The sequence below is a fragment of the bacterium genome (genome assembly GCA_035529855.1).
Classification (GTDB): Bacteria; RBG-13-66-14; B26-G2; order WVWN01; family WVWN01; genus WVWN01.
The window spans coordinates 1-10131 of record DATKVX010000021.1 but is presented as its reverse complement, the minus strand read 5'-3'; the positions used below and the strand labels follow the sequence as shown (position 1 = coordinate 10131).

Here is a 10131-nt window from a genome sequence, read left to right as displayed (position 1 = left end):
GTACCGGCCGCAGTTCTACTTCCGGACGACGGACGTGACGGGAACGGTCCACCTCCCGGAGGGCGTGGACATGGTGATGCCGGGAGACAGCGTGACGATGAAGGTGGAGCTCATCACCCCCATCGCGATGGAGAAGGAGCTACGGTTCGCCATCCGCGAGGGCGGCCGCACCGTAGGCGCCGGCGTCGTTGCCGAAATCGAAGAGTGACGCGCGCGCGAGGCGACGCGAATAAGTAATGCCGAAAAAGAGAATAAAGATCAGGCTCCGGGCTTTCGACCACCGCTTGCTGGACCGGTCGGTAGAGGAGATCTGCGCTACCATAAAACGAACCGGCGCGCAGGTATGCGGCCCCGTGCCGCTCCCGACCCAGATAAACCGGTACACCGTCCTCCGCTCGCCCCACGTAGACAAGAAATCGCGCGAGCAGTTCGAGATACGGACCCACAACCGCCTCATCGAGATCGAAGAACACAGCAGCGACACCATCGACGCGCTGACGCGGCTGCAGCTGCCCGCCGGCGTGGAAGTGGAAATTAAACTGTGAACGAGGCCCGCGTAAAAATGCCGCTCGGAATGTTGGGAAAGAAGCTCGGGATGACGACGGCCTTCGACGACGAAGGTCGGGCGTTGGCCGTCACCGTGCTCGAGCTGCCTCCCAACCGCCTTACGCAGGTCAAAACGCCCGAGCGCGACGGCTACGCCGCGGTGCAGCTGGGCCTGGGCGAGAAGAAGCGGCCCAACAAACCGGAGGCCGGCCACGCCGCCAAAGCCGGCGTCGCGCCGCCGGCCGCGTTGCGCGAGTTCCGGCTCGGCGACGCCGAGCCCTACAAGGCCGGCGACGTCGTCGACGTCTCGATCTTCGAGGGCGTCGCCGCGGTCGACATCCGGGCCCGGTCCAAAGGCCGGGGGTTCGCGGGCGTCATCAAGAGGCACGGCTTCCACCGCGGCCCCAAAACTCACGGCTCCAAGGCCTACCGGCGGCCCAAATCCATCGGCGCCTCCGCGACGCCCTCCAAGGTCTACAAGGGCAAGAGGATGCCGGGCCATATGGGCCACCGGTGGTTGACTACGGCTAACCTCAAGGTGTTCCGGCTCGACGCCGATAAGTCGCTTCTAATAGTGAAGGGCGCGGCGCCCGGGCCCAACGGCGGCCTGGTAGTCGTCTCGCCGGCGCGTAAAGCGCGCTAGGCGCCCGCGCCACAAGAAGTAAATGGCTCGTAATAAAGGAGGCACAAGAAAACGCCAAGGGATACGTTTAATATTCCCGTCTACGTTTTCGCCTACGCTCAACGCTAATAACGCTTATAGAGCGGCCACGCAACGGTTTGACGACGCGGAATCGCTTTTTCGGGCTGCCGGAGGAAACGAAAACCATTATACTGCCGTTATTTATATATCTGGTTTAGCCGTATAGTGTTTATTGACGGCGTACGTCTTAAAAATTAATCCCAGTGCCGGAATACCGACCAACCACGCTATTTTAGAACTTATTAAACTGAGCGGTTTTCTGGATTTGGCGGAAGCGGGCGACGAAACTGAACGGTTGAACGCGGCAGTCTCAAGGGTAGTCGCCCGTTGGCGAAACGAAGTACGTTATTTCGATGATAATGCCTTTATTAGGGCGCCTTCTTTGTTGCATAAAGACCCACCTAGCAAGTTCCGCGGGGACTTGGGTAAAGCTAAACAAGATATCGCAAGAAAGGTAATCGCCGCAGCGCGGGTTATACGCGATATAGGGGGTCGAAAATGGAAGAATTGAGAAATAGGGTCGTAAATGCATTGAGGGAGGCTTTCTCCACACCTCCTGCGGATATCTCAGTCGAAGAGATGACCCCCACCAAGTATATAATTCACGTAACGTGGGATGGTTTCTCCGAGGACCCGGAACCCGTACGGCAGAATAAGGTTTGGAGCGTGATTAACTCCCATTTCGGCGGCGATATGCAGGGTTTATTGCAAAACCTAGCGTTCGTAATAACGTGGACCCACGACGAGGCAGAAGCTTATACCGGGTCTGGTGCATAAAAGACCAACCATGAAAACGAAATTGATAGACCAGGTAGGACGTGAGACCGGCGAGCTCGAGCTCGCGGACAGCGTCTTCGCCGCGGACCCGAGGCCCGACCTCGTCCACCTGTGCGTCGTGGCCCAGCTCGCGGCCAAGCGCGCGGGCGCGGCCAAGGTCAAGACGCGGGGCGAGGTTCGCGGCGGCGGCCGTAAACCCTACCGCCAGAAGGGGACCGGCCACGCCCGCCAGGGCTCCATCCGTTCGCCGCAGTGGCGCGGCGGCGGCGTCACTTTCGGCCCCCGGCCCCGCGATTACGGGAAGAACATCCCGCGCAAAGTCCGGCGCGCGGCGCTCAGGAGCGCGCTGTCCGATAAGGCCCGCGACGGCAAGTTGCGGGTAATCGAGGCCTTGAGGTTCGACGAGTACCGGACCAGGGGCGTCGTCGACCTGCTGGCGGATATGAACTTGCTCGACGCTAAGGTTTTATTCGTAATCGACGAAAAGAACGAGAAGTTCGTAAAATCCGCCGCCAACGTGCCCATCGTGAACGTGCGACACCCGGGTAACGCCAGCGTCTACGAGGTCGTCGAGGCCGACGAGCTCGTGATGACCGAAGCGGCGGCGAAAGCGCTGGAGCAAAAATTGGCGAAATGAAGGCGCCCCAGGACGTAGTGGTTCAGCCCATCATAAGCGAGAAGATGGAGTACCTCCAAGAGGTGCAGCGTAAGTACGCCTTCAAGGTACACCCCTCCGCCAATAAGATACAGATAAAGGACGCGGTGGAGGCCATCTACAAGGTTACCGTGACCGGTGTCAACGTCATGAACCGTTTGGGCAAGAAGCGCCGCGTCCGCTATACCGAGGGACGGCGCTCGAGTTGGAAGAAGGCCGTGGTTACCCTCAAAGAGGGCGACACCATAGAGTACTTCGAATAAAATTAACCGTACGATATGGCTATAAAGAAGTACAAACCCACGTCTCCCGGTCGGCGCTTTATGAGCGTCCGCTCCACCGACGGCTTGACCGACAAGAAGCCGGAGAAGCGGCTCGTAAAGGCCAAGAAGCAGCGCGCCGGCCGCGACGGCCAGGGCCGCATCTCGGTCCGCCACCGCGGCGGCGGCTCCCGCCGCAAGATCCGCGTCGTCGACCTGAAGCGGGCCAAAGACGGCGTGCCGGGCCGCGTCGCGGCGCTGGAGTACGACCCGAATCGCTCCGCGGACCTCGCCCTCGTCGTGTACGCCGACGGCGATAAACGGTACGTCGTCGCCAACCAGGGGATGAAGGTGGGAGACGTCGTGAACGCCGGCGCCGGCGCGGAGGCCAAAACCGGCAGCGGGATGCCGCTCCGCAATATCCCCGCCGGGACCGTGGTCTCGTGCGTCGAGCTCAAACCGGGCAAGGGGGCGCAGATAGCCCGCGCCGCCGGGACGTACTGTACGCTGCTGGCCAAGGAGGGCGGCGTGGGCCACGTCAGGCTGCCCTCCGGCGAAGTGAGGCTTTTTTCGCTCGAGTGCCGGGCCACGGTCGGCGAAATAGGAAACGCCGACCACGCCAACATTAAAATAGGCAAGGCGGGCCGCACGCGCCACTTCGGGATCCGGCCCACGGTGCGCGGCGTAGCGATGAACCCCAACGACCACCCCCACGGCGGCGGCGAGGGCAAGTCCAAGGGCGGCAACCACCCGCAGTCGCCCTGGGGATGGTTGACGAAGGGCGCCCGTACGCGCAAGAAGAAACATTCCGATAAATACATCGTAAGCCGGCGGAAGAAGTAGCCGGGGCGGCTCGAGCCGCGAGGAAAAGTTTTGGCACGTTCGACTAAAAAGGGACCGTACGTCGACCTCAAGCTGATGGCCAAGGTCAAAAAGGTCGAGGCTACGGGCGAAAAAGTCGTCATAAAGACCTGGGCCCGCCGTTGCACGATACCGCCCGAGTTCGTAGGCTACACCATCGCGGTTCACAACGGCCGGAAGTTCGTCCCCGTCTATGTAACGGAGGATATGGTGGGCCACAAACTGGGCGAGTTCGCGCCGACGCGGGTTTTCCGCTCGCACGGCGGCCCGACCGCTAAAACGATGCGGCTGAAGTAGTGATGGAGTTCAAGGCCAAACAGAAGTGGATTAAACTTTCGCCGCAGAAGGCGCGGCTGGTAGTGGACGTCGTCCGCGGCCTGGACGTCCAGAACGCCATCGACACCCTCAAGTTCATGCCGCAGAAGGCCGCGCCGCTGGTCAGTAAGGCGGTCCGTTCGGCCCTGGCCAACGCCCGCGAGTACAAGGGTGAGGATAAGCCCGACATCGACAAATTATTCCTGAAATCGGTGGCGGTGGACGTCGGCCCCACGTTGAAGCGCATAAAGCCGCGGGCCTACGGCCGGGCCCACCGCATCCGCCGGCGTACCAGCCATATTATGGTGGTGCTGGCGGAGAGAACGGAGGAGGAGTTGACCGCGGCGCGCGCCCGCGGCGAAGGGCGGCGGAAGGTAGGCGGGCGCGGGGCCCCGAAGGGCGAACCGGGGAAACCGGCCGAAGGCGCCCCCGAAGGACGGGCGGCGGCGCCCGCCAAACCCAAGAGGCCGCGCTTCCTGGGATTCAAAAAGAAACAGGACAAGTACGGCGCCAAGGTAAAAGGCGCGGGAGAGGCGCCGGAGAAACCCGCGGCCGAGCGCCGCAAAACCGAACGCGGAACCAAGCGCGGCCGCAAGAAGAAATAGCGGCCCGGGAACGGTATTATGGGACAGAAGACGCATCCGGTGGGCTTTAGGCTCGGGTATATCAGGACCTGGGATTCGCGGTGGTTTGCCAAGCGCGATTACGCCGCCAAGCTCCATCAGGACCTCGCCATCCGCGGCTACGTCAAGAAGAACTTCAGCAACGCCGCCATATCCCGCGTCCAAATCGAGCGGACGACGGACCGTATAATCGTTCACATCTGGACCGCCCGGCCCGGGATGATAATCGGCACCAAGGGCGCCCGCATCGCGCAGCTGCGGGAAGACCTCAAGCAGCTCGTCGGCGCCGACCTCGACGTCGAGATCCGCGAGATCGAGAACGCCGAGCTCGACGCCCAGCTGGTGGCGGAAAACGTCGCCGCCCAGCTCGAGCGCCGTATGGGCTTTAGGCGCGTCATGAAGAAGACGCTGGCCACCGTCATGAAGCTCGGCGCCAAAGGCTGCAAGATCCAGGTTAAAGGCCGCATCGGAGGCCGCGAGATGGGCCGCCAGGAAAGGTACTCCGACGGCCGCGTCCCGTGCCAAACGCTCCGCGCCGACATCGATTACGGCCAGGCGGAAGCCAAAACCGTATACGGCGTCGTGGGCGTTAAGGTGTGGATTTTCCGGGGCGAGGTGTTGCCCTCCGAGATAGCCGACCGGGAGGTTCTCGCGGAGCAGACGCGTCGCCCGGCCAAGAGGAAGCGGCGCCGCCCGAAGAAGGGCGGCTCGCGCGAGAGGTCGTAGCGACCCCAGCGTGCGGAGCGCGGATATATGTTGATGCCCAAGAGGACGAAGTGGCGCAAACAACAGCGGGGCCGCCGGCGCGGCAAGGCCACGCGCGGCAACACGCTCCAGTTCGGCTCCTTCGGCCTCCAGGCGCGCGAGGCGTGTTGGCTCACCGCGGCGCAGATCGAGTCGGCGCGCGTCGCCATCACCCGCCACGTCAAGCGCCAGGGGAAGTTGTGGATTCGCGTCTTCCCGGATAAACCTGTGACGAAGAAGCCGCTCGAGACCCGGATGGGTAAAGGCAAGGGCGCGCCCGAGTTCTGGGTGGCGGTCGTCCGCCCCGGCCTGGTCCTGTTCGAGTTGGAGGGCGTGGCGCCCGCTACGGCGCGCGAGGCCATGAGGCGGGCCCGGTACAAGTTGCCCATAAAGACGAAGTACTTGGAGATAGAGGAATAGTCTTGGCCCTGAAGAAGGAACGCGACGAGTTGCGTCACAAGACGGTAGAGGAACTGGAGATCTCCCTCCGGGACGCCAAGAAGGAGATGTTGGAGATAAGGACCAACATCGCCACCCGCAAGGAAGAGGACAACAACCGGAGCAAGATGCTCAAGCGCCGTATCGCCCGCATCCTCACCATCATCGGCGAGAAGCAGCACGCGGTCGCGGCTGCCGCCGCCGGAGATAATCGATGACCGCGACGGAAGAGATAAAGGTGCGGCGAGGCCGCCGGAAGGTAATGCAGGGCCGCGTGGTGAGCGACGCGGGGGACAAGGCCGTAGTCGTCGAAGTTGAGACGCGGAAGCAACACCCGCTTTTTAAGAAGATGCTCAAGAGGTCGAAGCGCTTCATGGCGCACGACGAGAACAACGAGTGCCGCGTGGGCGACACGGTCCGCGTAATGGAGACGCGCCCTTTGTCCAAACGCAAGCGCTGGCGCCTCGTCGAGGTGGTCGAACGGGCCAAATAAACCGGCATAAGAGCCAAAGTGATAATACCGTATTCGAGATTGGTCGTAGCCGACAACTCCGGCGCCAAGCAGGCCTCCTGCATCAGGGTGGTGGCAGGCTCGGGGGCCAAGCGCTTCGCCGAGGTAGGGGATACCATCGTCGCGACGGTTAAAGACGCGTCGCCCCGCGGCACCGTGAAGAAGGGCCAGGTGGTCCGGGCGGTCGTCGTGCGGACCCGCAAACAGACGCGGCGCTCCGACGGCTCCTACATCAAGTTCGACGATAATGCGTGCGTCGTAATAAACGAGGGCGGCGAGCCCGCGGGGACGCGCATTTTCGGCCCGGTGGCTCGCGAGTTGCGCGAGAAGCGCTTCATGAAGATAATATCCCTCGCGCCCGAGGTATTATAGGAAATGTCTCCCGAGAAAAAGAAGCGCTCCCCGAGTACGCGCGTCCGCTTACGCAAGGGAGATAACGTCAAGGTTATCGCCGGCAAGGACTTCGGCAAGACCGGTAAAATCCTGCGCGTGATACCCCAGAGGGGCAGGCTTATCGTCGAGGGCGTGAATTTCGTCAAGAAGCACTCCCGGCGGACGCGCGAAGACCGGGCCGGCGGCATCCACGAGATCGAGGCCTCCATTCACGTCTCGAACTTGATGTTGATATGTCCCAAGTGCCGGCAGACCACCCGCGTCGGCAACACCGAGCTCGCCGACGGCACGAAGGTCCGCACGTGCCGGAAGTGCGGGGAGGTCCTGGAACGCTAATTTCCGTCAGGTAAGGCCGTAATGAAACCGCGCTTGAAGAAGAAATACGAGGACGAAGTGGTGCCGGCGATGATGACCGAGCGCGGCTACCGCAACCGTTACGAGGTCCCGCGCGTCGTGAAGATCGCGGTAAATTCCGGCCTCGGCCGGTACCACGACGACATAAAAGTCTTCGACGCCGCCGTCGACGAGCTGGCCGCCGTAACGGGCCAGCGGCCCGTGGTCAGCCGCGCCAAGCGGTCGGTGGCGAACTTCAAGGTACGCGCCGGCATGCCGTCCGGCGTCCGCGTGACGCTGCGCCGCGACCGGATGTACGAGTTCCTGGACCGGCTCATAAGCTTCGCGTTACCGCGGGTCCGCGACTTCCGCGGCCTCGACCCCGAGAGCTTCGACGGCCACGGCGGCTATACGCTGGGCGTAACGGAACAGATAATATTTCCGGAAGTAGATTACGATAAAGTCGTCAAAATAACCGGGATGAACGTGACGGTGGCGACCTCGGCCAAGAGCGACGAGGAGGCGCGCCATTTATTGACGGCGCTCGGGATGCCCTTCGGCCGGCCCCGCGCGCGGCGTTGAGAGAGTTATGGCGAAGAAGTCTTTAATCGCAAAAGCTAAACGGGAACCCAAATTCGGAGCCCGGCGGTACAACCGCTGCCCGTTGTGCGGGCGGTCCCGCGCCTATCTGCGTAAATTCGATATGTGTCGGATCTGCTTCCGCGGGTTGGCGCTGCGGGGCGAGATCCCGGGCGTAATCAAGGCCAGTTGGTAGGGGCGGCGCCCCTCGGCGAGCGCCGTGCGGCGCGTTTAAAAGGTTGTTGTAAATGGTAATGACCGACCCCATAGCGGACTTGTTGACGCGGATCCGGAACGGGCTCCGCGCCGGCCACGAAAAAACCGACGCCCCCTATTCCAAGATCAAAGAGGAGATCGTTAAAATCCTCAAGGATGAGGGGTTCATATCGAATTACCGCGTGATCGACGAGAAACCGGCGTCCACCCTCCGCGTATACTTGAAGTACGGGCCCGATAAGGCCGGCGTGCTGCGGCGCATCGAACGGGTCTCCCGGCCCGGGCGGAGGGTTTACGCCGACAAAGAGGGTATCCCCCGCGTCATCGGCGGGTTGGGCGTGGCCGTCCTGTCGACGTCGCAGGGCATCCTGACCGACCGCGAATGCCGAAAACGTGAAATCGGCGGCGAAGTGCTTTTAAGGGCGTGGTAGCCGCCACCGGTTGATATGTCTCGCGTTGGAAAAAAGCCTATACTGTTGCCCGAAAAGGTGGAAGTGAGCGTCGACGGCCGGACCGTCAGGGTCAAAGGCCCCAACGGCGAGCTCGAGCGCGACCTACACCCGGCGGTGACGGTTGAGGTCGCCGACGGCCAGGTGTCGGTGAAGCCCGCCGACGAAAGCCGCGAGAGCCGGGCGCTGTGGGGGCTATCGCGCACGCTGGTGGCCAACATGGTAGAGGGCGTCTCGCAGGGATTCGCGAAGGAGCTCGAGATCGTCGGCGTGGGCTATCGGGCCGAGCTCCAGGGCAAGGCGGTGAAGCTTTCCCTCGGCTTCTCGCGGCCCATCACGTACCAGCCGCCCGAGAGCATCACCCTGGAGGTCCCGTCGCCGCAGGCGGTCGTGGTCCGCGGGATAGATAAGGAACTAGTGGGCCAAACCGCCGCGGAGATAAGGTTGCTTAGGCCGCCCGAGCCGTACAAGGGCAAGGGCGTAAGGTATAAAAACGAGCGCGTTAGGCGCAAAGTCCGCAAGGGGGCGCTGGGCGGCATAGGGCCCGGCGCGTAAGAGTAGCAGCGATGGTCCATCCCGGCAAAAAAGTACCGAGACGTCTAAGGAGGCACGGCCGCGTTCGCCGCAAGGTGAGCGGGACGGGGGATAGGCCCCGGGTGTGCGTCTTCCGCAGCCTCCGGCACATCTACGCCCAGGTTATCGACGACAAAGAGGGCCGGACGCTCGTCGCCGTTTCCAGCCTGGACCCGGAGCTGCGGGGTAAGGTGAACGGCGGTAACGCCGAGGGCGCCGCGGCGGTGGGCGAAGCGCTCGCCGGAAGAGCCGCCGCCCGGGGCGTTACGGAGGTCGTTTTCGACCGCGGCGGGTACAAGTACCACGGCCGGGTCAAAGCCCTGGCCGAGGGCGCGCGCAAGGGCGGCCTGCGATTCTAACGTCAGCTACGCCGAGACGATATGAACAGAAATAGAAGAAGAGAAACCGAAGAAGAACAACTATTCCAGGACCGCGTCGTGACTATCAACCGCGTCGCCAAGGTGGTCAAGGGAGGCCGGCGGTTCGGCTTCAACGCGTTGGTGGTCGTGGGCGACGGCGCCGGCCGCGTCGGCGTGGCGCTCGGCAAGGCCAACGAGGTCGCCGAGGCGGTGCGCAAAGGCGTGGAGTTGGCTAAGAAAAGCTTGTTTACGTTCCCTATCGTGGCCGGCACCATTCCGCACGAGGTGTTGGTCAAGAAGGGCGCGGCCAAGGTTTTGCTCAAACCCGCGGCGCCCGGAACCGGCGTTATCGCCGGCGGCCCGGTGCGCGCCGTAATAGAGTTGGCGGGCGTCCAGAACATCTTGACGAAGTCCTTGGGCTCGAATAACCCCCATAACGTAGTCGCCGCTACCGTCGCGGCGTTGAAGTCGCTCGTCTCTCCGGAGGACGCGGCGGCCCGGCGCGGCGAGTTGCCCAAACGCGCCGCGAAGAAAGCGGAAGCCGCCGTCGGAGCGGCCGAGGCGGCGGAGATAACCAAGAAAACCCGCATCGCCCGTCGCGTCCGGGCGAAGAAAGCCCGCGCCGAGGGCGAGGAAAAGAAAGAAAAGCAGGCCGCGGTAGACGCGCCGGCCGAGTCGCCGCCGGAGAAAGCCGCCGAGGGCGAGGAAAAGGAAAAGGCGCAGGCCGAAGCCGACGCGCCGGCCGAGTCGCCGCCGGAGAAAGCCGCCGAGGGCGAGGAAAAGGAAAAGGCGCAGG

19 protein-coding genes and 2 pseudogenes are annotated in these 10131 nt (G+C 63.0%); all 21 read left to right on the top strand.

Going from position 1 to position 10131, the window contains the following annotated elements; genetic code table 11:
• Positions 1-208: elongation factor Tu (tuf, locus tag VMX79_02055; protein ID HUV85876.1), on the top strand; the 208-nt coding region annotated here is incomplete at its 5' end.
• A gap of 28 nt (positions 209-236) precedes the next feature.
• Positions 237-545: a 30S ribosomal protein S10 gene (gene rpsJ, locus VMX79_02050; protein HUV85875.1), complete on the top strand. Its 309-nt coding sequence runs from the start codon at positions 237-239 to the stop codon at positions 543-545.
• Positions 546-562: 17 nt separating this feature from the next.
• Positions 563-1189 (top strand): 50S ribosomal protein L3, encoded by a 627-nt coding sequence (rplC, locus tag VMX79_02045; protein HUV85874.1) that lies wholly within the window; start codon positions 563-565, stop codon positions 1187-1189.
• A gap of 558 nt (positions 1190-1747) precedes the next feature.
• On the top strand, positions 1748-2026 hold the full coding sequence (locus VMX79_02040; GenBank protein ID HUV85873.1) for a hypothetical protein: 279 nt from the start codon (positions 1748-1750) through the stop codon (positions 2024-2026).
• Positions 2027-2036: 10 nt separating this feature from the next.
• The gene (rplD, locus tag VMX79_02035; GenBank protein HUV85872.1) at positions 2037-2663 is read left to right on the top strand and encodes a 50S ribosomal protein L4; all 627 of its coding nucleotides are present in this window, start codon (positions 2037-2039) and stop codon (positions 2661-2663) included.
• Positions 2660-2944 carry a 50S ribosomal protein L23 gene (locus tag VMX79_02030; GenBank protein ID HUV85871.1) on the top strand — a complete coding sequence of 95 codons (285 nt, stop codon included), beginning with the start codon at positions 2660-2662 and terminating at the stop codon, positions 2942-2944. Before rplD ends, VMX79_02030 begins: the two co-directional genes overlap by 4 nt.
• Positions 2945-2959: 15 nt before the next feature.
• Positions 2960-3784 carry a 50S ribosomal protein L2 gene (rplB, locus tag VMX79_02025; GenBank protein ID HUV85870.1) on the top strand — a complete coding sequence of 275 codons (825 nt, stop codon included), beginning with the start codon at positions 2960-2962 and terminating at the stop codon, positions 3782-3784.
• A gap of 30 nt (positions 3785-3814) precedes the next feature.
• The gene (gene rpsS / locus VMX79_02020) at positions 3815-4099 is read left to right on the top strand and encodes a 30S ribosomal protein S19 (GenBank protein ID HUV85869.1); all 285 of its coding nucleotides are present in this window, start codon (positions 3815-3817) and stop codon (positions 4097-4099) included.
• Between the two features lie 2 nt (positions 4100-4101).
• Positions 4102-4437 (top strand): annotated as a pseudogene (gene rplV, locus VMX79_02015) (50S ribosomal protein L22).
• A 303-nt stretch (positions 4438-4740) separates the two neighbouring features.
• A complete protein-coding gene (gene rpsC / locus VMX79_02010) occupies positions 4741-5466 on the top strand; it encodes a 30S ribosomal protein S3 (protein ID HUV85868.1) in 726 nt (241 codons plus the stop codon).
• Positions 5467-5493: 27 nt separating this feature from the next.
• Positions 5494-5904, top strand: coding sequence for a 50S ribosomal protein L16 (gene rplP / locus VMX79_02005; protein ID HUV85867.1), 411 nt, complete (start codon positions 5494-5496; stop codon positions 5902-5904).
• A gap of 2 nt (positions 5905-5906) precedes the next feature.
• The gene (rpmC, locus tag VMX79_02000) at positions 5907-6140 is read left to right on the top strand and encodes a 50S ribosomal protein L29 (protein ID HUV85866.1); all 234 of its coding nucleotides are present in this window, start codon (positions 5907-5909) and stop codon (positions 6138-6140) included.
• Positions 6137-6415 (top strand): 30S ribosomal protein S17, encoded by a 279-nt coding sequence (rpsQ, locus tag VMX79_01995; GenBank protein HUV85865.1) that lies wholly within the window; start codon positions 6137-6139, stop codon positions 6413-6415. Before rpmC ends, rpsQ begins: the two co-directional genes overlap by 4 nt.
• A gap of 18 nt (positions 6416-6433) precedes the next feature.
• A complete protein-coding gene (gene rplN / locus VMX79_01990; protein HUV85864.1) occupies positions 6434-6805 on the top strand; it encodes a 50S ribosomal protein L14 in 372 nt (123 codons plus the stop codon).
• Positions 6806-6808: 3 nt separating this feature from the next.
• Positions 6809-7162 (top strand): 50S ribosomal protein L24, encoded by a 354-nt coding sequence (rplX, locus tag VMX79_01985; GenBank protein HUV85863.1) that lies wholly within the window; start codon positions 6809-6811, stop codon positions 7160-7162.
• A 21-nt stretch (positions 7163-7183) separates the two neighbouring features.
• Positions 7184-7741 carry a 50S ribosomal protein L5 gene (gene rplE / locus VMX79_01980; protein ID HUV85862.1) on the top strand — a complete coding sequence of 186 codons (558 nt, stop codon included), beginning with the start codon at positions 7184-7186 and terminating at the stop codon, positions 7739-7741.
• 7 nt (positions 7742-7748) lie between these two features.
• Positions 7749-7934 (top strand): type Z 30S ribosomal protein S14, encoded by a 186-nt coding sequence (locus VMX79_01975; protein ID HUV85861.1) that lies wholly within the window; start codon positions 7749-7751, stop codon positions 7932-7934.
• A 52-nt stretch (positions 7935-7986) separates the two neighbouring features.
• On the top strand, positions 7987-8385 hold the full coding sequence (gene rpsH / locus VMX79_01970) for a 30S ribosomal protein S8 (protein ID HUV85860.1): 399 nt from the start codon (positions 7987-7989) through the stop codon (positions 8383-8385).
• A 15-nt stretch (positions 8386-8400) separates the two neighbouring features.
• Positions 8401-8958, top strand: coding sequence for a 50S ribosomal protein L6 (gene rplF, locus VMX79_01965; GenBank protein HUV85859.1), 558 nt, complete (start codon positions 8401-8403; stop codon positions 8956-8958).
• An 11-nt stretch (positions 8959-8969) separates the two neighbouring features.
• Positions 8970-9335: a 50S ribosomal protein L18 gene (gene rplR, locus VMX79_01960; protein ID HUV85858.1), complete on the top strand. Its 366-nt coding sequence runs from the start codon at positions 8970-8972 to the stop codon at positions 9333-9335.
• Between the two features lie 21 nt (positions 9336-9356).
• Positions 9357-9878: pseudogene (gene rpsE, locus VMX79_01955) on the top strand (30S ribosomal protein S5).
• Positions 9879-10131: the final 253 nt, after the last annotated feature.

What these genes read in the sequence shown, in the direction of transcription:
- rpsJ (HUV85875.1), top strand. Translation starts at nt 237, where the DNA reads ATGCCGAAAAAGAGAATAAAGATCAGGCTCCGGGCTTTCGACCACCGC.
- rplC (HUV85874.1), top strand. Translation starts at nt 563, where the DNA reads ATGCCGCTCGGAATGTTGGGAAAGAAGCTCGGGATGACGACGGCCTTC.
- VMX79_02040 (HUV85873.1), top strand. Translation starts at nt 1,748, where the DNA reads ATGGAAGAATTGAGAAATAGGGTCGTAAATGCATTGAGGGAGGCTTTC.
- rplD (HUV85872.1), top strand. Translation starts at nt 2,037, where the DNA reads ATGAAAACGAAATTGATAGACCAGGTAGGACGTGAGACCGGCGAGCTC.
- VMX79_02030 (HUV85871.1), top strand. Translation starts at nt 2,660, where the DNA reads ATGAAGGCGCCCCAGGACGTAGTGGTTCAGCCCATCATAAGCGAGAAG.
- rplB (HUV85870.1), top strand. Translation starts at nt 2,960, where the DNA reads ATGGCTATAAAGAAGTACAAACCCACGTCTCCCGGTCGGCGCTTTATG.
- rpsC (HUV85868.1), top strand. Translation starts at nt 4,741, where the DNA reads ATGGGACAGAAGACGCATCCGGTGGGCTTTAGGCTCGGGTATATCAGG.
- rplP (HUV85867.1), top strand. Translation starts at nt 5,494, where the DNA reads ATGTTGATGCCCAAGAGGACGAAGTGGCGCAAACAACAGCGGGGCCGC.
- rpsQ (HUV85865.1), top strand. Translation starts at nt 6,137, where the DNA reads ATGACCGCGACGGAAGAGATAAAGGTGCGGCGAGGCCGCCGGAAGGTA.
- rplX (HUV85863.1), top strand. Translation starts at nt 6,809, where the DNA reads ATGTCTCCCGAGAAAAAGAAGCGCTCCCCGAGTACGCGCGTCCGCTTA.
- rplE (HUV85862.1), top strand. Translation starts at nt 7,184, where the DNA reads ATGAAACCGCGCTTGAAGAAGAAATACGAGGACGAAGTGGTGCCGGCG.
- VMX79_01975 (HUV85861.1), top strand. Translation starts at nt 7,749, where the DNA reads ATGGCGAAGAAGTCTTTAATCGCAAAAGCTAAACGGGAACCCAAATTC.
- rpsH (HUV85860.1), top strand. Translation starts at nt 7,987, where the DNA reads ATGGTAATGACCGACCCCATAGCGGACTTGTTGACGCGGATCCGGAAC.
- rplF (HUV85859.1), top strand. Translation starts at nt 8,401, where the DNA reads ATGTCTCGCGTTGGAAAAAAGCCTATACTGTTGCCCGAAAAGGTGGAA.
- rplR (HUV85858.1), top strand. Translation starts at nt 8,970, where the DNA reads ATGGTCCATCCCGGCAAAAAAGTACCGAGACGTCTAAGGAGGCACGGC.